Source organism: Leclercia sp. GLN_9, assembly GCF_043105735.1.
GTDB lineage: Bacteria > Pseudomonadota > Gammaproteobacteria > Enterobacterales > Enterobacteriaceae > Enterobacter > Enterobacter adecarboxylatus.
Genome location: NZ_JBICLV010000017.1, coordinates 353,150 through 375,738 on the forward strand (window position 1 = coordinate 353,150; position 22,589 = coordinate 375,738).

Sequence of the window (22,589 nt, forward strand, 5' to 3'; positions counted from 1 at the left end):
TAAGTAAGAAGGCGCTATGACATCACCACTGCCCTCAGGGCAATCGTCATTACTGTTACAGATGACACAGCGCCTCGCGCTGTCCGATGCGCATTTTCGTCGGATATGTCAGTTAATCTACCAGCGCGCGGGGATCGTGCTTGCCGATCACAAGCGGGACATGGTCTACAACCGTCTTGTGCGTCGCTTGCGAACGCTCGAGCTGGATGATTTTGGTCGCTACCTCGGCATGTTGGAAGCGAACCCGAACAGCGCGGAGTGGCAGGCGTTTATCAACTCCCTGACCACTAACCTGACTGCCTTTTTCCGGGAAGCACACCACTTCCCGGTGCTGGCGGAACATGCGCGTCGCCGCAGCGGCGAGTATCGCGTATGGAGTGCGGCGGCCTCGACCGGCGAGGAGCCTTACTCTCTCGCCATCACCCTGGCCGATACCCTGGGGACCGCGCCGGGCCGCTGGAAGGTCTTCGCCAGCGATATTGATACCGAAGTGCTGCAAAAAGCGCAGAGCGGTATCTATCGCCAGGACGAGCTGAAAACCCTGTCGCCGCAGCAGCTTCAGCGCTATTTCATGCGCGGCACTGGCCCGCACGAGGGGCTGGTACGGGTGCGCAGTGAACTGGCGAATGCGGTGGAGTTCTCCATGGTCAATCTGCTGGAGAAGCAGTACAACGTGGCGGGGCCCTTTGACGCCATTTTCTGCCGTAATGTGATGATCTATTTCGACAAAACGACGCAGCAGGAGATCCTGCGCCGCTTTGTACCGTTGCTCAAGCCGGACGGATTACTGTTTGCCGGGCACTCGGAGAATTTCAGCAATCTCGTGCGCGAATTCAGCCTGCGTGGGCAGACGGTATATGCGCTGAGTAAGGATAAAGCATGAGTAAAATCAGGGTCTTGTCAGTTGATGATTCGGCGTTAATGCGCCAGATCATGACGGAGATTATCAACAGTCACAGCGACATGGAGATGGTGGCAACGGCCCCCGATCCGCTGGTAGCCCGGGATTTAATCAAAAAATATAACCCCGACGTGCTGACCCTGGATGTCGAAATGCCGCGTATGGACGGCATCGACTTCCTTGAGAAGTTAATGCGTCTGCGTCCGATGCCGGTGGTGATGGTCTCTTCACTGACCGGCAAAGGTTCCGAGATCACCCTGCGGGCGCTGGAGCTGGGGGCGGTGGATTTTGTCACCAAACCGCAGCTCGGCATTCGTGAAGGGATGCTGGCGTACAGCGAGATGATCGCGGAGAAAATCCGTACCGCCGCGCGGGCGCGGGTAGCGACGCACAAGCCGATGGCCGCGCCTGCCACCCTGAAAGCAGGCCCGCTGTTAAGCTCGGAAAAACTGCTGGTCATTGGGGCATCGACCGGGGGAACAGAGGCAATTCGGCATGTACTCCAGCCATTGCCGCTCTCAAGCCCAGGTATTCTGATTACCCAGCACATGCCGCCAGGCTTTACCCGTTCGTTCGCGGAGCGTCTGAACAAGCTGTGTCAGATCAGCGTGAAAGAGGCGGAAGATGGCGAGCGCGTTCTGCCGGGGCATGCCTACATTGCCCCCGGCGACAAGCATATGGAGCTGGCGCGCAGCGGCGCGAACTATCAAATCAAAATTCATGACGGGCCGCCGGTTAACCGGCACCGTCCGTCGGTGGATGTGCTGTTTCATTCGGTGGCGAAACATGCGGGGCGCAACGCCGTTGGAGTGATCCTGACGGGGATGGGCAACGACGGCGCCGCCGGAATGCTTGCGATGCACCAGGCTGGCGCCTGGACCATCGCGCAGAATGAAGCAAGTTGTGTAGTGTTCGGCATGCCGCGCGAGGCCATCAATATGGGTGGCGTCAGCGAAGTGGTCGATCTTAGTCAGGTTAGTCAGCAGATGCTGGCAAAAATCAGTGCCGGACAGGCAATACGTATTTAACGAGGAGTGTAGTTTTATGGCGGACAAAGAGCTCAAGTTTTTGGTTGTGGATGACTTTTCCACCATGCGTCGCATCGTGCGCAACCTGCTGAAAGAGCTGGGTTTTAATAATGTTGAAGAAGCGGAAGACGGTGTTGATGCACTGAACAAACTGAATGCCGGTGGCTTTGGTTTTGTCATTTCTGACTGGAACATGCCAAACATGGATGGTCTGGAACTGCTGAAAACCATTCGTGCGAATGCTGCGATGGCCTCTATGCCTGTGCTGATGGTAACGGCCGAAGCGAAGAAAGAGAACATTATTGCTGCGGCACAGGCTGGCGCAAGCGGGTATGTGGTGAAGCCATTCACCGCTGCAACTTTGGAAGAAAAACTCGGTAAGATCTTCGAGAAACTCGGCATGTGAGGTACGGGAGATGATGCAGCCTTCGATTAAACCCACGGATGAGCATTCACCCGGTGACATAATTGCCCGGATCGGTAGCCTGACGCGCATGCTGCGCGACAGCCTGCGTGAGCTGGGACTGGATCAGGCGATTGCGGAAGCCGCGGAAGCGATCCCCGATGCCCGTGACCGTCTTGACTATGTTGTGCAAATGACTGCCCAGGCGGCAGAGCGTGCGCTGAACAGTGTTGAAGCGTCGCAGCCGCATCAGGATGAGATGGAAAAGGGCGCGAAAGCGCTGACCAAACGCTGGGACGAGTGGTTCGAAAATCCAATCGAACTGTCCGACGCCCGCGAACTGGTCACCGATACTCGCCAGTACCTGGGTGACGTGCCGGGCCATACCAGCTTCACTAACGCGCAGCTGCTGGACATCATGATGGCGCAGGATTTCCAGGATCTGACCGGTCAGGTGATCAAGCGCATGATGGATGTGATCCAGGAGATTGAGCGTCAGCTGTTGATGGTGCTGCTGGAGAACATGCCGGAACCTTCTGCACGTCCACAGCGCGAGAACGAAAGCCTGTTGAATGGCCCGCAGCTCGACACCACCAAAGCCGGTGTCGTGGCAAGCCAGGATCAGGTCGACGACCTGCTGGACAGCTTAGGTTTCTAGCCCACAGAGAATGTGCGCACAGCGGGCATTGCCCGGCACAAATGCCACCTGCAAAGGTGGCATTTTTTCGTCCTCTCACTGATTCGTGGCACGCCTTCGATTGCCCCGGTCACACCTGAATGGCCTAAATCGGCCCTTTTAACGTCCTTAATTAACCCATTGGTCGCGCGCGGCTTTGGCATCATATCGTCCAGACCTCTACCTGCGAGATGCTTGCCGTGGCAGAAGATAGCGACGACAAAACAGAAGCCCCCACACCCCACCGACTTGATAAAGCGCGTGAGGAAGGGCAGATACCCCGATCCAAGGAACTCACCTCCCTGCTGATTTTATTAGTGGGCGTGTGCATTATCTGGATTGGTGGGGAGTCCCTTGCCCGCAGACTGGCCGGTATGCTTTCGGCCGGGTTGCGCTTCGATCACAGCATGGTTAACGACCCGAACCTGATCCTCAGCCAGATTATCCTGCTGATTAAAAGCGCGATGGTCGCGCTGCTGCCGCTGATCACCGGGGTGGTGCTGGTGGCGCTGGTGTCGCCGGTAATGCTGGGCGGGCTGGTGTTTAGTGGGAAATCGCTGCAGTTTAAATTCTCCAAACTCAACCCGCTGCCCGGCATCGCGCGGATGTTCTCCGCCCAGACCGCCGCTGAGCTGCTGAAAGCGTTGATGAAAGCCACGCTGATGGGTAGCGTGGCCGGCTTTTTTATCTGGCATAACTGGCCGGAGATGATGCGCCTGATCAGCGAATCGCCTTTTACCGCGATGCGCAACGCGCTCAACCTGGTGGGGTTATGTTCGCTGCTGGTGGTGCTGGCGATTATCCCGATGGTGGGTTTTGACGTCTTCTTCCAGATTTACAGCCACATTAAAAAACTGCGCATGTCCCGTCAGGATATCCGCGATGAATACAAGCAGATGGAAGGTGACCCGCACGTCAAAGGCCGTATTCGCCAGATGCAGCGTGCCGCCGCCCGTCGCCGGATGATGGAAGATGTGCCGAAAGCGGATGTCATCGTCACCAACCCGACCCACTACTCCGTTGCGCTGCAGTATGACGAAAACAAAATGAGCGCGCCGAAGGTCGTGGCGAAAGGGGCAGGGCTGATTGCGCTGCGGATCCGCGAAATTGGGAATGAAAACCGTATTCCGATGCTGGAAGCCCCGCCGCTGGCGCGTGCGCTTTATCGCCATGCGGAAATTGGACAACAAATCCCAGGCCAGCTGTATGCCGCAGTGGCGGAAGTGCTGGCATGGGTGTGGCAGTTGAAACGCTGGCGTCTGGCCGGTGGTCAACGGCCTGTGAAACCTGAGAATCTCCCGGTGCCTGCAGCGCTGGATTTTATGAACGAGAAGGACTCTGATGGCTAATCTGGTGGCAATGTTGCGCCTCCCCGGCAACCTGAAATCGACTCAATGGCAGATCCTTGCCGGGCCGATCCTCATCCTGCTAATTCTGTCGATGATGGTCTTGCCGCTTCCGGCATTCATCCTCGACCTGCTTTTCACCTTCAACATTGCGCTCTCGATCATGGTGCTGCTGGTGGCGATGTTCACCCAGCGTACCCTGGATTTCGCCGCATTCCCGACCATTCTGCTGTTCACCACGCTGTTGCGCCTGGCGCTGAACGTGGCCTCCACCCGTATCATCCTGATGGACGGGCATACCGGCGGTGCGGCGGCAGGTAAGGTGGTCGAGGCCTTCGGCCACTTCCTGGTGGGCGGTAACTTCGCCATCGGTATCGTGGTGTTTGTCATCCTCGTGATCATCAACTTTATGGTTATCACCAAAGGTGCGGGACGTATCGCGGAAGTGGGCGCACGTTTCGTACTGGACGGGATGCCAGGCAAACAGATGGCAATTGACGCCGATCTGAACGCCGGGCTGATTGGCGAAGATGAAGCGAAAAAACGCCGTGCCGACGTAACCCAGGAGGCCGATTTCTACGGCTCGATGGATGGTGCGAGTAAGTTCGTTCGCGGGGATGCCATCGCCGGTATTCTGATTATGGTGATCAACGTGGTGGGCGGCCTGCTGGTTGGGGTTCTGCAACACGGAATGGACATGGGCCAAGCGGCAGAAAGCTATACGCTGCTGACCATCGGTGACGGCCTGGTCGCCCAGATCCCGGCGCTGGTGATCTCCACCGCGGCCGGTGTGATCGTGACCCGCGTCGCCACCGACCAGGACGTCGGCGAGCAGATGGTGACCCAGCTGTTCAGCAACCCGAACGTGTTGATGCTGTCGGCGGCGGTACTGGGGCTGCTGGGCCTGGTGCCAGGCATGCCGAACTTCGTCTTCCTGCTCTTCACCGGTGCGCTGCTGGGCCTGGCCTGGTGGCTGCGCGGGCGCGAGACCAAACCGAAGGCCGAGCCTGCGCCGATTAAAATGCCGGAAAACACCCAGGCGGTGGAAGCCACGTGGAACGACGTCCAGCTTGAAGATTCACTGGGGATGGAAGTGGGCTATCGCCTGATCCCGATGGTCGATTCCCAACAGGACGGCGAACTGCTGGGGCGTATCCGCAGTATCCGTAAAAAATTCGCCCAGGACATGGGCTTCCTGCCACCGGTGGTGCATATCCGCGACAATATGGATCTGCCGCCTGCACGCTACCGCATCCTGATGAAAGGGGTGGAGATCGGCAGCGGCGACGCCTATCCGGGGCGCTGGCTGGCAATTAACCCGGGCACGGCGGCGGGCACGCTGCCGGGGGAACAAACTATCGATCCGGCCTTTGGTCTGGCGGCAATCTGGATCGAAAGCGCCCTGAAAGAGCAGGCGCAGATCCAGGGCTATACCGTGGTGGAAGCCAGTACCGTGGTCGCCACCCATCTCAACCACATTATTAGCCAGCATTCTGCGGAGCTGTTTGGTCGCCAGGAAGCACAGCAGCTGTTGGATCGCGTGACCCAGGAGATGCCGAAGCTGACCGAAGATCTGGTGCCTGGCGTGCTGACCCTGACCACGCTGCACAAGGTGCTGCAAAACCTGCTCGACGAGAAAGTGCCGATCCGCGATATGCGTACCATTCTGGAAACCCTGGCCGAGCATGCGCCGTTGCAAAACGATCCGCACGAGCTGACGGCAGTGGTGCGCGTGGCGTTGGGCCGCGCCATCACCCAGCAGTGGTTCCCGGGCACCGGCGAAGTGCAGGTGATTGGGTTAGACACGCCGCTTGAGCGTCTGCTGTTGCAGGCGTTGCAGGGCGGCGGCGGGCTGGAACCGGGGCTGGCGGATCGTCTGCTGGCGCAAACCCAGGAGGCGTTGCAACGTCAGGAGATGCTGGGCGCGCCGCCGGTGTTGCTGGTCAATCATGCCCTGCGTCCGCTGCTATCGCGCTTCCTGCGCCGTAGCCTGACGCAACTGGTGGTCTTGTCGAACATGGAGCTGTCGGACAATCGCCACATCCGCATGACCGCCAGCATTGGAGGTCAATGATGCGTAAACTCTTGTTGTTACTGGCGCTGCCGATGGTGGCGCAGGCGGCAGGCGAGGGGGCCTGGCAGGACAGCAGTATCGGCCTGACCCTCAATAACCGCGGCGTGGCGGCCTCGTCGCGCCCGCTCTCTGCGAAGCAGCCGGTGTCGGGTTTGATGACGCTGGTGGCCTGGCGCTATGAGCTGAACGGCCCGATCCCGGCTGGCCTGCGGGTGCGGTTATGCTCCCAGGCGCGCTGCACCGAACTGGACGGTGCCAGCGGCACCACCCATGCCTTTAACAGCGTACCCGCGGCTGAGCCGCTGCGCTTTATCTGGGAAGTGCCGGGCGGCGGTCGCCTGATCCCCGCCCTGAAGGTGCAACGTAACGAAGTGATCGTCAACTACCGCTAAATGCCCGCTTTTTCGCCAGTTATCAGGCCATTCTGATGACTGGCTCTCATTATTGACCTCGCCTTTTGAAGCAAAAGAAACACTGTTTTATAAAAGAGTGACGCGCGTAGTAAATCTCTTTGCATTTTTGCCAGTTGCCGGATAGCGGTGGCAGAAACAGAAAGGTATCCGCGTAGGGATACTTTTACTGTAACCCTGTAGACACTCCCGTTCCCTCCGGGTTAACCGGGAGTCATCTGAAACTTACAGGGTCGACGGTAATGAAAACACGTAAAATTGGACTTGCAAACTATCTGGCCTACGGATCGGGCGATTTTCTCGGAGCGGGAACCACAGCGTTAACCGCTGCCTGGTTGCTCTATTTCTATACCACTTTCTGCGGCCTTACGCCGATTGAGGCCACCTTCATCTTTGCTGCCGCAAGGGTGCTCGATGCCGTCGTCAGTCCGCTGATGGGCTTCCTGACCGATAACTTTGGTACCACCTGGCTTGGCAAACGCTTTGGCCGCCGTAAGTTCTTTATCCTGCTCGGTATCCCGTGCGTCTTCAGCTACTCGCTGATGTGGGTCGGGGATATGGGCTTCTGGTACTACCTGCTGACCTATCTGGTCTTTGATATTGTTTACACCATGATCCTGGTACCGTACGAAACGCTGGTGCCGGAAATGACCGATGATTTCAAACAGAAAACCAAGTTCTCCGGCGCGCGTATCTCTATGGCGCAGATGTCGGCCATTCTGGCGTCGTTCCTGCCGGGCATTCTGTTAACCCATTTTGGCAAAGACAATGCCATCTCCTTCTTCTATGCGAGCCTGGTGTTCTCGGTGCTGTGCGCCCTGATGCTCACCTTCGTCTGGTTCTTTACCTGGGAACGCCCGCGTGAAGAGTGGAGCGAAGCCGCGCTGCGTGCAGAAGAAGAGAAGAAAAAACTGACCCTTGGTCAGAGCCTGAATCGTCTGTTCGTTGAGTTAAGTTCCACCCTGCGGATCAAAATTTTCCGTCAGCATCTGGGCATGTACCTCGGGGGTTATATCGCGCAGGACGTGTTTAACGCCGTCTTTACCTACTACGTGGTCTTTGTGCTGATGCAGGAAGCGTCAATGGCCTCGAACCTGCTGGGCACGATGGCCATCTTCCAGTTCCTCGCCGTGATCGCCATGATCCCACTGTGCATCCGCTTTGGCCCGGCCCCGTCCTACCGCATGGTGGTGGTGCTGTTTGGTCTGGCGTCGCTCTCCTACGCAGGGCTTTATTATGCCGGTATGAGCGATATCTACGCGCTGCTGTTGCTGGTGTCTGCTCTGGCAGGTCTTGGCCGCGGTGGCATCAACTATGTACCCTGGAATACCTACACCTACATTGCTGACGTGGATGAAGTGATCACCGGTCAACGTCGCGAAGGCATCTTTGCAGGCATCATGACCTTAACCCGCAAAGCGTCGCAGGCGGGGGCCATCATGCTGGTGGGTATCGTCATGCAGATGTCCGGCTTTGTCAGCGGGCAGAAGGTACAGCCTGAAGAGGTAAGCCACACCATCCTGATGATCCTGAGCGTGGGCACCATTCTGGTCCTGTGCTGCGGCTTCCTGGTGTCACTGCGCTTTAAGCTGAACTTACAAACGCACAGCACGCTGCGTGAAGAGACCGCCAAAATGCGTGAGTCTGGCCGTGCAATGCCGGAGACCGCTACACCGCAGGCGCGCGCTACGGTCGAAATGCTGGCCGGTATGCCGTACGACTGCCTGTGGGGTAACAACAACATCGGCTATCTGAATCGCAATAAACCCGCTGCACCGTCCCTGAAAGAACGTGCTCCACTGAATTCGACATACAACAGAGGTTAAGATTATGAAGGTTTGGCCTGTCAAACATAGCCCGTTACTGCGTCAGCCCGAGCGTTTTATCGCCAGGGATGAACTGAAAGCGCTGATCCAGAAAGTGACGCATAACCTGGTGAACATTCACGATAAAACCGGCGAGTTTTTACTGCGGCTGGACGACGGGCGCGTAATCGACACCAAAGGCTGGGCGGGCTGGGAGTGGACGCATGGGGTCGGTCTCTACGGTATCTGGCAGTATTACTGCCAGACCGGGGATGAAGGCATGCGCGATATCATCGACAGCTGGTTTGCCGACCGCTTCGCCGAAGGGGCCACGACCAAAAACGTCAACACCATGTCGCCGTTTTTGACCCTTGCGTATCGCTATGAAGAGACGCGCAACCCGGCATGGCTGCCGTGGCTGGAGAGCTGGGCAGAGTGGGCGATGAACGACATGCCGCGCACCGATCACGGCGGTATGCAGCACATCACCCTGGCAGAAGAGAACCATCAGCAGATGTGGGATGACACCCTGATGATGACCGTCCTGCCGCTGGCGAAGATTGGCAAACTGCTTAATAAACCGGAATACGTGGAAGAGGCGGTCTATCAGTTCCTGCTGCATGTGCAAAACCTGATGGATCGGGAGACCGGGCTGTGGTTCCACGGCTGGAACTACGACGGTCAGCACAACTTTGCCAATGCCCGCTGGGCGCGCGGCAACAGCTGGCTAACCATCGTGATACCCGACTTCCTGGAGCTGGTGGATCTGCCGGAGAACAATGCCGTGCGCCGTTATCTGGTGCAGGTGCTGAATGCGCAGATCGCCGCCCTGGCGAAATGTCAGGATGAGAGCGGCCTGTGGCATACGCTGCTTGATGATCCGAACTCCTATCTGGAGGCCTCGGCGACGGCGGGGTTCAGCTACGGGATCCTGAAAGCGGTGCGTAAGCGTTATGTGGCGGCGGAATACGCCATAGTTGCCGAGAAAGCCATTCGCGGGATTGTGAAGAACATCTCCCCGGACGGCGAACTGCTGCAAACCTCGTTTGGAACCGGGATGGGCAGCGATCTGGAGTTCTATCGCCAGATCCCGCTAACCTCCATGCCGTACGGCCAGGCGATGGCGATCCTCTGTTTAACGGAATATCTCCGCAAGTACTTCTGATAATAAAAAACCCGGCAAATGCCGGGTTTTTTATTCGTTCTGTAGCCCTGATGGCGCTTCGCTACCGGGGCTAGCCAATCATCACAGATTACATACGTTCTACGGTTTCGATACCCAGGGTATCCAGACCCAGCTTCAGGGTCTTCGCCGTCAGCTGCGCCAGCTTCAGGCGGCTGTTGCGCACGGCTTCACTCTCAGCAGAGAGAATAGGGCAGTGCTCGTAGAAGCCGGAGAACAGACCCGCCAGATCGTACAGGTAGGCACACATCACATGTGGCGTACCGTCGCGGGCGACCACGGCCAGCGTCTCTTCGAACTGCAGCAGGCGCGCCGCCAGCTGAGCTTCGCGATCTTCGCTGATGGTCACCTGCGCCTGGGCCAGCACGCTTTCGTCAATGTCGGCTTTACGGAAGACGGACAGCACACGGGTATAGGCATACTGCATATACGGGGCGGTGTTGCCTTCGAAGGCCAGCATGTTATCCCAGTCGAAGACATAATCGGTGGTACGGTTCTTGGAGAGATCCGCATACTTCACCGCACCGATACCGACGGCGTTAGCCAGTTTTTCCAGCTCGTCCGCAGGCATGTCCGGGTTTTTCTCGGCCACCAGACGGCGGGCACGTTCCAGCGCCTCGTCCAGCAGATCTGCCAGCTTCACGGTGCCGCCCGCACGGGTTTTGAACGGCTTGCCGTCTTTGCCCAGCATCATGCCGAACATGTGGTGCTCCAGCGGCACGGAATCCGGTACATAGCCTGCTTTACGCACGATGGTCCACGCCTGCATCAGGTGCTGGTGCTGACGGGAGTCGATGTAATAGAGGACGCGATCCGCATGCAGCGTCTCGTAACGATACTTGGCGCAGGCGATATCGGTCGTGGTATAGAGGTAGCCGCCATCCTTTTTCTGGATGATGACGCCCATCGGTTCGCCTTCTTTGTTTTTATACTCGTCAAGGAAGACCACCGTTGCGCCTTCGCTCTCGACCGCCAGCCCTTTGGCCTTCAGGTCGGCCACGATCCCGGCCAGCATCGGGTTGTACAGGCTCTCGCCCATCACATCCTTACGGGTCAGGGTGACGTTCAGGCGATCGTAGGTGAGCTGGTTCTGGGACATGGTGATATCCACCAGCTGACGCCACATCTGACGGAAATACTCGTCGCCGCCCTGCAGTTTCACCACGTAGCTACGTGCGCGCTCGGCAAAGGCTTCGTCTTCGTCATAGTGCTTTTTCGCGTCGCGGTAGAAGCCTTCGAGGTCGGCCAGCGCCATTTCACCCGCGTTATCCTGCTGCTGCTTTTCCAGCCAGGCGATCAGCATGCCGAACTGAGTACCCCAGTCACCGACGTGGTTCGCGCGGATCACGTTATGGCCGAGGAACTCAAGGGTGCGCACCGATGCGTCGCCGATAATGGTGGAGCGCAGGTGACCTACGTGCATCTCTTTCGCCACGTTAGGGGCGGAGTAGTCAACGACGATGGTTTGCGCTGGTGGCTGCGCCACGCCCAGACGGTCGGACTTCAGGGCCGCATCAACATGCTGCGCCAGGAAGGCAGGGTCGAGGAAGATATTGATAAAGCCCGGCCCGGCGATTTCGGTTTTGCTGGCGATACCCTGGAGATCCAGATGCGTCAGGACCTGCTCTGCGAGTTGTCGCGGCGCCATGCCCAGTTTTTTAGCCACTGCCATCACGCCATTGGCCTGATAGTCGCCAAACTGTACTTTCGCTGACTGACGAACCTGCGGTTCACAGTCTGCAGGTGCGCCTGCAGCAATCAGTGCCTGACTGACTTTTTCTGAGAGAAGAGCCTGAATATTCACCGGGATACCTTACATTTTTGACGCGGGCCATCATGCTGCCGCGCCCGTTAAAGAATTTAGGCCGGGAGTATACTGCAATTGCCCGTTGCCGTCAGCACTGGCTCAAATCAGCGGTTGGTCGTCGGGCAGCAACAGAGTAAATTAACGCTTTTGCATGACGATAAGAGTAGGAATGATGGCGAACTGGCAATCTGTTGACGAGCTGCAGGATATTGCAGCTGATTTACCGCGTTTCACCCAGGCTTTTACAGCACTTACCGGGCGCCTGGGGCTGGATATTGCCCCGCTCGCAGCAGACCATATCTCTCTGCGCTGCCACCAGAATGCCACCGCCGAGCGCTGGCGACGCGGGTTTGAGCAGTGCGGCGAGCTGCTCTCGGAAAACATCATCAATGGCCGCCCGATCTGCCTGTTCAAGCTGCATGAGCCGGTGTGCGTTGCTCACTGGCGCTTTACGGTCGTTGAACTGCCGTGGCCGGGTGAGAAACGCTATCCCCTCGAAGGCTGGGAGCACATCGAAATCGTGCTGCCTGGCGACCCCGATACCCTGAATGCCCGTGCCCTGGCGCTACTGTCTGACCACGGGCTGAGCCAGCCTGGGATCTTTGTCAAAACCAGTTCACCAAAAGGGGAGCGCGAACGTCTGCCGAACCCGACGCTGGCGGTCACCGATGGCAGCGTGACGGTGAAGTTTCACCCATGGACCATCGAAGAGATTGTCGCCAGCGAAGAATAATGCATAAGACTTTGTGAGCTGACGCCGTGTCGCAGATAAGGCGGCATGGCATGATGCAAAACCCAACTCATCGTAAGGAGGTTTCGTGGCATTGCTGGAGATTTGTTGTTACAGCATGGAGTGTGCCCTGACCGCGCAGCAGCAGGGTGCCGATCGTATTGAACTTTGTGCGGCCCCGAAAGAGGGCGGGCTGACCCCCTCGTATGGTGTGCTGAAATCGGTGCGTCAGGCGGTAAGTATCCCCGTGCATCCGATCATCCGCCCCCGCGGCGGGGACTTTTGCTACAGCCCGGGCGAGTTTGACGCCATGCTGGACGATATCGCCCTCGTGAAGGAACTGGGTTTCCCGGGGCTGGTAACCGGCCTGCTAAATGAAGATGGCCATATCGATATGCCGCGTATGCGCCAGATTATGGCCGCCGCGCAGGGGATGGCGGTAACTTTTCATCGCGCCTTCGATATGTGCGTAAATCCGCAGCAAGCCTTTGAAAACCTCGCGGAACTGGGGGTTGCACGGGTGCTCACCTCCGGCCAGCAGCCCTCTGCCGAAAAAGGTATTTCATTAATTAAGGAACTAAAAGGGCGATCAGGTGTTCCAATAATAATGGCGGGTGCTGGCGTTCGCGCCGCTAACCTGGAAACGTTTTTACAGGCAGGGGTAGAAGAGCTTCACAGCTCGGCAGGCAAATGGTTGCCGTCACCCATGCGCTATCGCAACACAGGCTTGTCGATGTCGACGGATGCTGAAGCGGATGAATATTCCCGCTATGGCGTCGATGGCGAGTCGGTTGCAGAGATGAAGGCGATAATCGAAAGGTTTCGCCGCTGAAACAGTTTTTACCGCGCATCATGTCGCCCAATATGATGCTTGTTTGTACCAGGCCCCTGCAATTTCAACAGGGGTCTTTTTTTGTCCATTTTATCCTTCCTGTTTCAAGCCGCGCCGCTGCAACCTGAAATAGTCGGGATAAAACGCGCCCGATAAAGGCCGGGTCAGGCGAAGCCGCCACCCGGCAAAACACTAGGGTTTGGTGGCAATCAATACCGCACGGATCGGCGCCGGATAACCTTCAATGGTTTTTGTCCGATCGTCAGGATCGAGGAATTCGGCCAGCGACTCGGTGGTCATCCACTCGGTGCGGCGCTGCTCTTCGGTGGTGGTGACGCAAACATCGGCAATGCGGATATCAACAAAACCACACTTCGCCAGCCAGTTTTTCAGCGCCAGCGCCGATGGGATAAAGTAGACGTTTCGCATCTGCGCATAACGGTCGCCCGGCACCAGCACCGCATTTTCATCGCCCTCAATCACCAGCGTTTCCAGCACCAGTTCACCGCCACTGACCAGCTGATCTTTCAGCTGCCACAGGTGTTCCAGCGGGGAACGGCGATGATAGAGCACGCCCATTGAGAAGACGGTATCAAACGCCGCCAGAGCCGGAAGCTGCTCGATGCCCAACGGCAACAGGTGCGCGCGCTGGTCGTTGCCCAGCAGTTTGCGCACGGCTTCGAATTGACAGAGGAACAACTGCATTGGGTCAATACCGACCGCCAGATGGGCGCCTGCGCCGATCATGCGCCACAGGTGATACCCGCTGCCGCAGCCCACGTCCAGAATGGTACGCCCGGTTAAATCGGACAGGTGCGGTAACACGCGGTCCCATTTCCAGTCTGAATGCCATTCAGTGTCGATATGCATGCCATACAGGGAGAACGGCCCCTTACGCCATGGCATCAGATTGCGCATCAGCTTGTCGAGGCGCAGCATCTGGCCTTCGCTCAGCGGCGTTTCGCTTTCAGCGGTGACGCTGTGCAACAGATCCAGCTTATAAGGGGTCATCTCCGGCAGAAACTCGACCGCGTTACTCCACTGCTTAAACTGGCCGTGCAGCGATTCGCGCTGCCAGGCGGCGATCTGCCCTGGCAGGGTTTCCAGCCAGTGCGACAGGTGATTTTTAGCAATCAGCTGATAAAAGTTACCGAAATCAATCATGCATCACCGCCTTTAAGCGCCACCAGAGAGCCAAAGTTAAAGCACTGGAACCAGAGCTCGCTGTGGGCGAACCCGGCCTTATGCAGGCGGGCCTTGTGCGTTTCAACCGAGTCGGTCAGCATCACGTTCTCCAGCATGCTGCGCTTCTGGCTGATCTCCAGCTCGCTGTAGCCGTTGGCCCGTTTGAAATCGTGGTGCATGTTGAACAGCAGTTCGCCGACGGTGGCATCTTCGAAGCTGAATTTCTCAGACAGCACCAGCGCGCCGCCAGGGTTCAGCCCCTGATAAATTTTGTCCAGCAACAGCTGGCGATCGTCCGGCTCCAGGAATTGCAGGGTAAAATTCAGCACCACCATCGAGGCGTTTTTAATCTCAATATGGCGGATATCGCCTTCGACCACCTCGACCGGAGTCGGCGCTTTCCAGGCGTCGATATGGCGACGGCAACGTTCTACCATTGCCGGTGAGTTATCGACAGCGATGATATTACAGCCGTCGTGCTTGATGTTACGACGAACCGACAGCGTGGCCGCGCCCAGTGAACATCCCAGATCGTAGACCTGCGTGCCGGGCTGAACAAAACGTTCCGCCAGCATGCCGATCATGGAGATGATATTGGAGTAGCCGGGAACCGAGCGCTGGATCATATCCGGGAAGACTTCCGCTACCCGTTCATCGAAGGTCCAGTCGCCCAGACTGGCGATAGGCGCAGAAAAAAGCGTGTCGCGATCTGACATAACGTAAAAATCCGGGAAAAATAAAGGGGCGTATTGTGCGCTAATGCAATGAGAAAACCAACTCCCACGGCATATACCACAGGTTAGCCAGCACCATTAGCACAAGCGAACACCAGGTGGCGCTCATACCGGAGCGGCGCCAGCGGAACAGCCGCTGATGCAGACCATAATAGTGCATCAGGCGTCCGGCAATCAGCAGCAGGCCGCAGACATGCACCATCCAGGTCTCGGCACCGTTCATTTCCATAAACAACAGCAGGATCAAGGCAGCCGGGATGTACTCCACCGCATTGCCATGAATGCGGATCGCGGTTTGCAGCTCCGAAAACCCACCGTCGCCATAAGAAACGCGGTATAACATCCGCAGGCGCGCAACATCGAACGAAAACTTAATTAACAGTAACGCACCCAGCACCGCATACAGCGCGCAAACCATACAAACTCCCTGTTTTTTGGCAGATGGCACTTCATATGATAGGGGCTGGGATCAGAAAAGAGAAGATTGCTGCGGAATGGTGGGGGCATCGCCTATCGACGGAGCCACGTCCCGCAAGGCTTGCCAGAGAGCATCGACCAGTTCAGGTGCCTGGGCAATATCAGGCGTATGTAAAAAAAGATACGGCGTGGCGGTCTGTTCCCACTTCGCCAGGGTCTGCAGCCAGACGGCAAACAGCGCCTGGTTTTGCGGCATATTGTCGCTGCCGATAAAACGCACCATCGGGTTGCTGGCGGTCATCACCGCATGCACCGGCACTTTCGGTTTTTTGCGCTGGGCGTCGATGATGGCTTCGTTGTGCGGCACGGCGGCATGTACCGGACGGCTGTCGAGGATGGTGCGATTGACGCCGCGCTCGTGCAGACCACGATTGAGCGCTTGCTCTGCCTCGCCTTTCATGAAGAACTCAGGATGCCGAACTTCAACCCCGTAGGTAAATTCCCGGGGCAGGCCATCGAGGAACTGCCATAGCGCAGGCAGATCGCGGGGGCCAAAGGTGGCGGGGAGCTGCACCCAGTACTGACCAATGCGGTTCGCCAGCGGTGACAGCCGGGAGAAAAACTCTTCGGTCAGATCGTCGCAATTACGCAGCGCGGCCTGATGGGAGATGGTGGCCGGGAATTTAAAGCAAAAACGAAAATCGTCGCGGGTTTGCTCCCGCCAGCGCGCCACCACCTCGGCCTTTGGCAGGGCGTACAGCGTGGTGTTGCCCTCCACACAGTTAAAGTGGCGGGCGTACTCTTCAAGACCGTTAATGCCCAGTCGTACCCACTTCGGGTGCGACCATTGGGGTAAACCCAGATAGATCATAGCGCGTTGATAATCTCTTCAGTGCTGCGCACACGGGCGATGCGCGGGAAGATATGGGTCATGCTGGCCTGGTGCTGCTCGGTGGTGGCCGTGCTGCATGCATCTTCGGCGATCACCAGATTAAAGCCGATCTCCCAGGCGTTGCGCGCGGTAGATTCCACGCCAATATTGGTGGCGATCCCGCAGAGAATTATAGTCTCGATGCCGCGACGACGCAGCTGCAGCTCAAGATCGGTGCCGTAGAAAGCGCCCCACTGGCGTTTGGTCACTTCAATATCGCTCTCTTGCTTGCCAAGTGACAGTGGGTAGTCCCACCAGTTGTCCGGCAGGGCATGGGCCGCCCCCTGGGCATCAACAGGCTGTTTCAGCGCCTCGGCGAAGTCAGCAGACCAGCCGACACGGACCAACACCACCGGCGAACCGTTGGCGCGGCATTTTTCTGCCAGGCGGGCGCTGCGGCTGACCACGTCCTGGGCGGTATGCGGGCCACCGGCAAAGGGCAGGATCCCTTCCTGTAAATCGATGACGACCAGGGCAGTTTTAGCAGCGTCGAATGTCAACATGGTTTTTCCTGTTAAATAGTTAGTGTTGCTAATACCTTACGCTGCCATGGCGTGTTCCGGGCCTGATATTTTTGTTAATTTTTGTGAGAATATGCAAGATGCGAGCAGCAATCGCGCGTCTGGTGTGCTTCTCTCTTATCGTCTGGCGGAATTTCCAGTATAATAGCCGCCTTTTTTCATCCAGTTTGACATACAGAAAGCTGCGACCTTGTAGCCTGCGGCTAAGTTAAGGGATATCTCATGCGTACAGAATATTGCGGGCAGCTGCGTCAGTCCCACGTCGGACAGCAGGTGACCCTGTGTGGTTGGGTCAACCGTCGTCGTGATCTTGGCAGCCTTATCTTTATCGATATGCGCGACCGTGAAGGCATCGTGCAGGTGTTTTTCGATCCAGATCGTGCCGACGCGTTAAAGCTGGCCTCCGAGCTGCGTAATGAGTTCTGCATCCAGGTGACCGGCACCGTGCGTGCGCGTGACGAAAAGAACATCAACAGCGACATGGCGACCGGCGAAATCGAAGTGCTGGCGACCGATCTGACCATTATTAACCGTTCAGAATCACTGCCGCTGGACTTCAACCACGTCAATACCGAAGAAGCGCGTCTGAAATATCGCTACCTCGACCTGCGTCGCCCGGAAATGGCCGAGCGCCTGAAAACCCGTGCGAAAATCACCAGCCTGGTGCGCCGCTTTATGGATGATCACGGTTTCCTCGATATCGAAACCCCGATGCTGACCAAAGCGACCCCGGAAGGCGCACGTGACTACCTCGTGCCGTCCCGTGTGCATAAAGGTAAATTCTACGCGCTGCCACAGTCTCCTCAGCTGTTCAAACAGCTGCTGATGATGTCCGGTTTCGATCGTTATTATCAGATCGTGAAATGCTTCCGTGACGAAGACCTGCGTGCTGACCGTCAGCCTGAATTCACCCAGATCGACGTCGAGACCTCCTTCATGACCGCCGAGCAGGTGCGTGAAGTGATGGAAGCGCTGGTGCGTAGCCTGTGGCAGGACGTGAAGGGCGTGGATCTGGGCGATTTCCCAATCATGACCTTCGCCGAAGCGGAACGTCGTTACGGCTCCGACAAACCAGACCTGCGTAACCCGATGGAGCTGGTGGACGTTGCTGACCTGCTGAAAGACGTTGAGTTTGCCGTCTTCTCCGGCCCGGCTAACGATGCGAAAGGCCGCGTGGCTGCTCTGCGCGTACCGGGTGGCGCAAGCTTAAGCCGTAAGCAAATCGACGACTACGGCAACTTCATCAAGATTTATGGCGCGAAAGGCCTGGCTTATATCAAAGTCACCGAGCGTGCAAAAGGCATCGAAGGCATCACCAGCCCGGTCGCCAAATTCCTCAATGCTGACATCGTGGAATCCATTCTGGCGCGTACTGAAGCCCAGGACGGAGACATGATCTTCTTCGGCGCAGACAATAAGAAAGTGGTAGCGGATTCAATGGGTGCCCTGCGTCTGAAGCTGGGTAAAGACCTGAGCCTGACCGACGAAGCCAAATGGGCGCCGCTGTGGGTAATCGACTTCCCAATGTTTGAAGACGACGGCGAAGGCGGTCTGACCGCGATGCACCACCCGTTCACCTCTCCGAAAGAGATGACCGCGGCAGAGTTGAAGGCCGCCCCGGAAGATGCAGTGGCAAACGCCTATGACATGGTGATCAACGGCTACGAAGTCGGCGGCGGTTCCGTGCGTATTCACAGCGGCGACATGCAGCAGACCGTATTCGGCATTCTGGGCATCAACGAACAGGAACAGCGCGAGAAGTTTGGCTTCCTGCTGGACGCCCTGAAGTACGGCACGCCGCCGCACGCAGGCCTGGCGTTTGGTCTGGATCGTCTGACCATGCTGCTGACCGGCACCGACAACATCCGTGATGTTATCGCCTTCCCGAAAACCACCGCTGCGGCCTGTCTGATGACCGAAGCGCCAAGCTTTGCTAACCCAACCTCACTGACCGAGCTGGGTATCGAAGTGGTGAAAAAGGAAGAGAAAAACTGATATGACATATAAGCTTCCCGTTTCTGTCTTAGTTGTCATTTATGCCCAGGACACGAAGCGGGTGCTGATGTTGCAGCGGCGCGACGATCCCGCGTTCTGGCAGTCGGTAACCGGCAGTCTGGAAGAGGGTGAAACCGCACTGCAGGCCGCCGCGCGCGAAGTAAAGGAAGAGGTCGCCATTGATGTTGCTCGCGAGCAACTGACCCTGACGGACTGTCAGCGCACGGTGGATTTTGAAATTTTTAGCCATTTACGTCATCGCTATGCGCCGGGGACCGAACGCAATACAGAATCCTGGTTCTGCCTTGCGCTTCCCCACGAGCGGGAGATCGTGTTCACCGAACACCTGACTTACCGCTGGGTTAATGCGGTCGAGGCCGCAGGCTTAACCAAGTCGTGGAGCAACCGGCAGGCGATTGAAGAATTTGTAATCAATGTTAATTAATTTCCAGGCATTTCAGTTATCAGGAAGACGGCAAGGCCGAGCATCGCCAGTCGCTTACGTGGGTAAGTGACGGGTGTAAGCGGGCGTAGCCAACGCAACTGGTGGCTGAACGGCGCAGGATAATTTTTGAGGAACTTTTTATGGCAGGTCATAGTAAGTGGGCCAACACCAAACACCGCAAAGCGGCACAGGATGCCAAGCGCGGTAAGATCTTTACCAAAATCATTCGCGAACTGGTGACTGCAGCCCGTCTGGGCGGCGGCGACGCCGGTTCTAACCCGCGTCTGCGCGCAGCGATCGATAAAGCGCTGAGCAACAACATGACCCGTGACACGCTGAACCGTGCTATCGCCCGTGGCGTAGGCGGCGACGATGACACCAACATGGAAACCATCATTTATGAAGGTTACGGTCCAGGCGGCACGGCGGTGATGATTGAGTGCCTGTCCGACAACCGTAACCGTACCGTTGCTGAAGTGCGTCACGCCTTCACCAAAACCGGTGGCAACCTGGGCACCGACGGTTCCGTAGCTTACCTGTTCAGCAAAAAAGGCGTGATCTCTTTCGAGAAAGGCGACGAAGATGTGATCATGGAAGCCGCGCTGGAAGCCGGTGCTGAAGACGTGGTGACCTACGACGACGGCGCGATTGATGTTTATACCGCATGGGAAGAGATGGGCGCGGTGCGTGATGCGCTGGAAGCGGCTGGCCTGAAAGCCGACGCGGCTGAAGTTACCATGATCCCGTCCACCAAAGCGGACATGGATGCGGAAACCGCACCAAAACTGCTGCGTCTGATCGACATGCTCGAAGATTGCGACGACGTGCAGGAAGTTTACCACAACGGTGAAATCTCCGACGAGGTTGCGGCAACGCTGTAATGGCTGAGCCTAAACCGACAACCGGAGAGGCGTGATGGCGATCATTCTCGGCATTGACCCTGGCTCACGCATCACCGGTTATGGCGTCATCCGCCAGGTCGGGCGTCAGTTAACCTACCTGGGCAGCGGATGTATCCGCACTAAAGTGGACGATCTGCCGTCGCGCCTGAAGCTTATCTATGCAGGCGTGACGGAGATCGTCACTCAGTTCCAGCCGGATTTTTTCGCCATCGAACAGGTGTTTATGGCGAAAAACGCCGACTCGGCGCTGAAGCTCGGTCAGGCCCGTGGCGTGGCGATTGTCGCGGCGATGAATCAGGACCTGCCCGTGTTCGAATACGCTGCGCGACAGGTCAAGCAAACCGTGGTAGGCAATGGCGGGGCAGATAAAAGTCAGGTGCAGCATATGGTGCGCACATTGCTGAAACTGCCGGCCAATCCGCAGGCGGATGCCGCCGATGCGCTGGCCATCGCGATAACCCATTGCCACGTCACCCAGAACGCGATGCAAATAAGCGAATCGCGGCTCAATCTGGCCCGAGGCCGATTGCGTTAAATGAAAAATCAGGCTGGATGTTTATCCAGCCTTTTTTTATGATGGCAGCGGTAAATTTTAGTTCTTAACGCAGGAGCGTCACGTGATAGGCAGACTCAGAGGCATCATCCTCGAAAAACAACCCCCGATAGTGCTGCTTGAGACCGGAGGCGTGGGCTACGAAGTCCATATGCCAATGACCTGTTTCTACGAACTGCCGGAAGTGGGTAAAGAGGCAATAATTTTTACCCACTTTATCGTGCGTGAAGATGCTCAGCTGCTGTTTGGCTTCAATGACAAGCAGGAACGTACCCTGTTTAAAGAGCTGATTAAGACCAACGGCGTCGGCCCGAAACTGGCCCTGGCGATCCTGTCCGGGATGTCGGCGCAGCAGTTCGTGAATGCTGTTGAGCGTGAAGAGCTGGCGGCCCTGGTGAAACTTCCTGGCATCGGCAAGAAAACGGCAGAACGCCTGATTGTCGAAATGAAAGACCGCTTCAAAGGTCTGCATGGCGATCTGTTTACGCCAGCAGCCGATCTGGTGCTGACATCCCCTGCGGGTCCGTCTGACGATGATGCGGAGCAGGAAGCGGTTGCCGCGCTGGTGGCGCTGGGCTATAAACCTCAAGAAGCGAGCCGGATGGTCAGCAAAATTGCTAAACCGGACGCCACCAGTGAAACCCTGATTCGTGAAGCGCTGCGCGCGGCGTTGTGAGGTAAAGGATGATTGAAGCAGACCGTCTGGTCTCGGCAGGCAATGTTCAGGCAGAAGATCTGGTGGACCGTGCGATCCGTCCGAAGCTGCTTGATGAGTATATTGGCCAGCCGCAGGTGCGCTCGCAAATGGAGATCTTTATCCAGGCAGCAAAATTACGCGGCGATGCCCTCGATCATCTGCTGATTTTTGGCCCGCCAGGATTGGGGAAAACCACGCTTGCCAACATCGTTGCCAACGAAATGGGGGTCAATCTGCGTACGACCTCCGGCCCGGTGCTGGAGAAGGCAGGCGATCTGGCAGCGATGCTGACGAACCTTGAACCTCACGATGTGCTGTTTATCGATGAGATCCACCGCCTGTCACCGGTGGTGGAAGAGGTGCTTTATCCGGCGATGGAAGACTACCAGCTGGATATCATGATTGGCGAAGGCCCGGCGGCGCGCTCGATTAAAATCGATCTGCCACCTTTCACCCTGATTGGCGCCACCACACGCGCAGGCTCGTTAACCTCGCCGCTGCGCGACCGTTTCGGCATCGTACAGCGACTGGAGTTTTATCAGGTGCCCGATCTCCAGCACATTGTCAGCCGCAGCGCGCGCTACATGGGGCTGGAGATGAGCGAAGAGGGGGCTTTTGAAGTGGCGAAGCGTTCCCGCGGAACACCGCGTATCGCCAACCGTCTGCTGCGCAGGGTGCGTGATTTTGCCGAAGTGAAGCACGACGGCTCTATTTCGCTGGAGATCGCCGCCCAGGCACTGGATATGTTGAACGTGGATGCCGAAGGGTTTGATTACATGGACCGCAAGTTGCTGCTGGCGGTGCTGGACAAATTCTTTGGTGGGCCGGTCGGGCTGGATAACCTGGCGGCCGCCATCGGTGAAGAGCGGGAAACCATTGAAGATGTGCTTGAGCCATACCTGATCCAGCAGGGCTTTTTGCAGCGTACACCGCGCGGGCGCATGGCAACGGTGCGAGCCTGGGATCACTTTGGCATTACGCCACCGGCGATGCCATAACCCCGAGGTAAAAGGC

Annotated in this window: 23 protein-coding genes; 17 read left to right on the forward strand and 6 right to left on the reverse strand. The window is 57.3% G+C overall.

Features of this window, described 5'->3' with window-relative positions:
- Window positions 1-16: 16 nt before the first annotated feature.
- The 9 genes from cheR to ACF8PE_RS12450 all read left to right on the forward strand — a co-directional run bounded on the left by cheR (window position 17) and on the right by ACF8PE_RS12450 (window position 9,808).
- Window positions 17-883 carry a protein-glutamate O-methyltransferase CheR gene (gene cheR, locus ACF8PE_RS12410; protein ID WP_032611974.1) on the forward strand — a complete coding sequence of 289 codons (867 nt, stop codon included), beginning with the start codon at window positions 17-19 and terminating at the stop codon, window positions 881-883.
- On the forward strand, window positions 880-1,929 hold the full coding sequence (locus ACF8PE_RS12415) for a chemotaxis response regulator protein-glutamate methylesterase (protein ID WP_032611972.1): 1,050 nt from the start codon (window positions 880-882) through the stop codon (window positions 1,927-1,929). Before cheR ends, ACF8PE_RS12415 begins: the two co-directional genes overlap by 4 nt.
- Window positions 1,930-1,945: 16 nt before the next feature.
- Entirely contained in the window at window positions 1,946-2,335 is a 390-nt protein-coding gene (gene cheY, locus ACF8PE_RS12420) for a chemotaxis response regulator CheY (protein WP_032611971.1), read from the forward strand.
- Between the two features lie 10 nt (window positions 2,336-2,345).
- A complete protein-coding gene (cheZ, locus tag ACF8PE_RS12425; protein WP_032611970.1) occupies window positions 2,346-2,990 on the forward strand; it encodes a protein phosphatase CheZ in 645 nt (214 codons plus the stop codon).
- A 218-nt stretch (window positions 2,991-3,208) separates the two neighbouring features.
- Window positions 3,209-4,357, forward strand: a complete 1,149-nt coding sequence (gene flhB / locus ACF8PE_RS12430) for a flagellar biosynthesis protein FlhB (RefSeq protein ID WP_032612116.1) — start codon at window positions 3,209-3,211, stop codon at window positions 4,355-4,357.
- Complete coding sequence (gene flhA / locus ACF8PE_RS12435; RefSeq protein ID WP_032611969.1) at window positions 4,350-6,428, forward strand: flagellar biosynthesis protein FlhA; 2,079 nt, start codon at window positions 4,350-4,352, stop codon at window positions 6,426-6,428. The genes flhB and flhA overlap by 8 nt, the downstream gene beginning before the upstream one ends.
- Window positions 6,428-6,820, forward strand: a complete 393-nt coding sequence (locus ACF8PE_RS12440) for a flagellar protein FlhE (protein ID WP_032612114.1) — start codon at window positions 6,428-6,430, stop codon at window positions 6,818-6,820. Before flhA ends, ACF8PE_RS12440 begins: the two co-directional genes overlap by 1 nt.
- Window positions 6,821-7,080: 260 nt before the next feature.
- On the forward strand, window positions 7,081-8,664 hold the full coding sequence (locus tag ACF8PE_RS12445; protein WP_032611968.1) for an MFS transporter: 1,584 nt from the start codon (window positions 7,081-7,083) through the stop codon (window positions 8,662-8,664).
- Between the two features lie 4 nt (window positions 8,665-8,668).
- A complete protein-coding gene (locus tag ACF8PE_RS12450; RefSeq protein WP_032611967.1) occupies window positions 8,669-9,808 on the forward strand; it encodes a glycoside hydrolase family 105 protein in 1,140 nt (379 codons plus the stop codon).
- Between the two features lie 88 nt (window positions 9,809-9,896).
- Here the strand turns inward: ACF8PE_RS12450 and argS are convergent, their stop codons facing one another.
- Window positions 9,897-11,630: an arginine--tRNA ligase gene (argS, locus tag ACF8PE_RS12455; protein ID WP_032611966.1), complete on the reverse strand. Its 1,734-nt coding sequence runs from the start codon at window positions 11,628-11,630 to the stop codon at window positions 9,897-9,899.
- 175 nt (window positions 11,631-11,805) lie between these two features.
- Here argS and ACF8PE_RS12460 point away from each other — a divergent pair, with 175 nt between their 5' ends.
- Together ACF8PE_RS12460 and cutC are read left to right on the forward strand one after the other, a co-directional pair.
- On the forward strand, window positions 11,806-12,366 hold the full coding sequence (locus ACF8PE_RS12460; RefSeq protein ID WP_032611963.1) for a VOC family protein: 561 nt from the start codon (window positions 11,806-11,808) through the stop codon (window positions 12,364-12,366).
- Window positions 12,367-12,451: 85 nt separating this feature from the next.
- Window positions 12,452-13,195 carry a copper homeostasis protein CutC gene (gene cutC, locus ACF8PE_RS12465; RefSeq protein WP_148569325.1) on the forward strand — a complete coding sequence of 248 codons (744 nt, stop codon included), beginning with the start codon at window positions 12,452-12,454 and terminating at the stop codon, window positions 13,193-13,195.
- Between the two features lie 192 nt (window positions 13,196-13,387).
- Here cutC and cmoB read toward each other — a convergent pair whose 3' ends face one another.
- From cmoB to ACF8PE_RS12490, 5 genes are read right to left on the reverse strand one after another with little or no spacing between them, the layout of a single operon-like run.
- Window positions 13,388-14,359, reverse strand: coding sequence for a tRNA 5-methoxyuridine(34)/uridine 5-oxyacetic acid(34) synthase CmoB (cmoB, locus tag ACF8PE_RS12470; RefSeq protein WP_032611961.1), 972 nt, complete (start codon window positions 14,357-14,359; stop codon window positions 13,388-13,390).
- On the reverse strand, window positions 14,356-15,096 hold the full coding sequence (gene cmoA / locus ACF8PE_RS12475; RefSeq protein ID WP_032611960.1) for a carboxy-S-adenosyl-L-methionine synthase CmoA: 741 nt from the start codon (window positions 15,094-15,096) through the stop codon (window positions 14,356-14,358). Before cmoA ends, cmoB begins: the two co-directional genes overlap by 4 nt.
- A gap of 40 nt (window positions 15,097-15,136) precedes the next feature.
- Window positions 15,137-15,532, reverse strand: coding sequence for an MAPEG family protein (locus ACF8PE_RS12480; RefSeq protein WP_032611959.1), 396 nt, complete (start codon window positions 15,530-15,532; stop codon window positions 15,137-15,139).
- 51 nt (window positions 15,533-15,583) lie between these two features.
- On the reverse strand, window positions 15,584-16,402 hold the full coding sequence (locus tag ACF8PE_RS12485; protein WP_059307631.1) for a DUF72 domain-containing protein: 819 nt from the start codon (window positions 16,400-16,402) through the stop codon (window positions 15,584-15,586).
- Window positions 16,399-16,965, reverse strand: coding sequence for a hydrolase (locus tag ACF8PE_RS12490; RefSeq protein WP_130588619.1), 567 nt, complete (start codon window positions 16,963-16,965; stop codon window positions 16,399-16,401). The genes ACF8PE_RS12485 and ACF8PE_RS12490 overlap by 4 nt, the downstream gene beginning before the upstream one ends.
- 240 nt (window positions 16,966-17,205) lie before the next feature.
- On the opposite strand from ACF8PE_RS12490, the gene aspS reads away from it, so the two are divergent.
- The 6 genes from aspS (at window position 17,206) to ruvB (ending at window position 22,573) form a co-directional block, all read left to right on the forward strand.
- A complete protein-coding gene (gene aspS / locus ACF8PE_RS12495) occupies window positions 17,206-18,978 on the forward strand; it encodes an aspartate--tRNA ligase (RefSeq protein ID WP_032611955.1) in 1,773 nt (590 codons plus the stop codon).
- A gap of 1 nt (window position 18,979) precedes the next feature.
- Window positions 18,980-19,423, forward strand: coding sequence for a dihydroneopterin triphosphate diphosphatase (gene nudB, locus ACF8PE_RS12500; protein ID WP_032611952.1), 444 nt, complete (start codon window positions 18,980-18,982; stop codon window positions 19,421-19,423).
- A 140-nt stretch (window positions 19,424-19,563) separates the two neighbouring features.
- Complete coding sequence (locus ACF8PE_RS12505) at window positions 19,564-20,304, forward strand: YebC/PmpR family DNA-binding transcriptional regulator (protein ID WP_032611949.1); 741 nt, start codon at window positions 19,564-19,566, stop codon at window positions 20,302-20,304.
- Window positions 20,305-20,338: 34 nt separating this feature from the next.
- Window positions 20,339-20,860, forward strand: a complete 522-nt coding sequence (gene ruvC, locus ACF8PE_RS12510) for a crossover junction endodeoxyribonuclease RuvC (RefSeq protein WP_032611947.1) — start codon at window positions 20,339-20,341, stop codon at window positions 20,858-20,860.
- A gap of 82 nt (window positions 20,861-20,942) precedes the next feature.
- On the forward strand, window positions 20,943-21,554 hold the full coding sequence (gene ruvA / locus ACF8PE_RS12515) for a Holliday junction branch migration protein RuvA (protein ID WP_032611945.1): 612 nt from the start codon (window positions 20,943-20,945) through the stop codon (window positions 21,552-21,554).
- Window positions 21,555-21,562: 8 nt separating this feature from the next.
- Window positions 21,563-22,573, forward strand: a complete 1,011-nt coding sequence (gene ruvB, locus ACF8PE_RS12520) for a Holliday junction branch migration DNA helicase RuvB (RefSeq protein WP_032611943.1) — start codon at window positions 21,563-21,565, stop codon at window positions 22,571-22,573.
- Window positions 22,574-22,589: the final 16 nt, after the last annotated feature.

Excerpts from the sequence above, each read along its gene's own strand:
- cheR (WP_032611974.1), top strand. The coding sequence starts at position 17 with ATGACATCACCACTGCCCTCAGGGCAATCGTCATTACTGTTACAGATG.
- ACF8PE_RS12415 (WP_032611972.1), top strand. The coding sequence starts at position 880 with ATGAGTAAAATCAGGGTCTTGTCAGTTGATGATTCGGCGTTAATGCGC.
- cheY (WP_032611971.1), top strand. The coding sequence starts at position 1,946 with ATGGCGGACAAAGAGCTCAAGTTTTTGGTTGTGGATGACTTTTCCACC.
- cheZ (WP_032611970.1), top strand. The coding sequence starts at position 2,346 with ATGATGCAGCCTTCGATTAAACCCACGGATGAGCATTCACCCGGTGAC.
- flhA (WP_032611969.1), top strand. The coding sequence starts at position 4,350 with ATGGCTAATCTGGTGGCAATGTTGCGCCTCCCCGGCAACCTGAAATCG.
- ACF8PE_RS12440 (WP_032612114.1), top strand. The coding sequence starts at position 6,428 with ATGCGTAAACTCTTGTTGTTACTGGCGCTGCCGATGGTGGCGCAGGCG.
- ACF8PE_RS12445 (WP_032611968.1), top strand. The coding sequence starts at position 7,081 with ATGAAAACACGTAAAATTGGACTTGCAAACTATCTGGCCTACGGATCG.
- ACF8PE_RS12450 (WP_032611967.1), top strand. The coding sequence starts at position 8,669 with ATGAAGGTTTGGCCTGTCAAACATAGCCCGTTACTGCGTCAGCCCGAG.
- ACF8PE_RS12460 (WP_032611963.1), top strand. The coding sequence starts at position 11,806 with ATGGCGAACTGGCAATCTGTTGACGAGCTGCAGGATATTGCAGCTGAT.
- cmoB (WP_032611961.1), bottom strand. The coding sequence starts at position 14,359 with ATGATTGATTTCGGTAACTTTTATCAGCTGATTGCTAAAAATCACCTG.
- cmoA (WP_032611960.1), bottom strand. The coding sequence starts at position 15,096 with ATGTCAGATCGCGACACGCTTTTTTCTGCGCCTATCGCCAGTCTGGGC.
- ACF8PE_RS12480 (WP_032611959.1), bottom strand. The coding sequence starts at position 15,532 with ATGGTTTGCGCGCTGTATGCGGTGCTGGGTGCGTTACTGTTAATTAAG.
- ACF8PE_RS12485 (WP_059307631.1), bottom strand. The coding sequence starts at position 16,402 with ATGATCTATCTGGGTTTACCCCAATGGTCGCACCCGAAGTGGGTACGA.
- ACF8PE_RS12490 (WP_130588619.1), bottom strand. The coding sequence starts at position 16,965 with ATGTTGACATTCGACGCTGCTAAAACTGCCCTGGTCGTCATCGATTTA.
- aspS (WP_032611955.1), top strand. The coding sequence starts at position 17,206 with ATGCGTACAGAATATTGCGGGCAGCTGCGTCAGTCCCACGTCGGACAG.
- nudB (WP_032611952.1), top strand. The coding sequence starts at position 18,980 with ATGACATATAAGCTTCCCGTTTCTGTCTTAGTTGTCATTTATGCCCAG.
- ACF8PE_RS12505 (WP_032611949.1), top strand. The coding sequence starts at position 19,564 with ATGGCAGGTCATAGTAAGTGGGCCAACACCAAACACCGCAAAGCGGCA.
- ruvC (WP_032611947.1), top strand. The coding sequence starts at position 20,339 with ATGGCGATCATTCTCGGCATTGACCCTGGCTCACGCATCACCGGTTAT.
- ruvB (WP_032611943.1), top strand. The coding sequence starts at position 21,563 with ATGATTGAAGCAGACCGTCTGGTCTCGGCAGGCAATGTTCAGGCAGAA.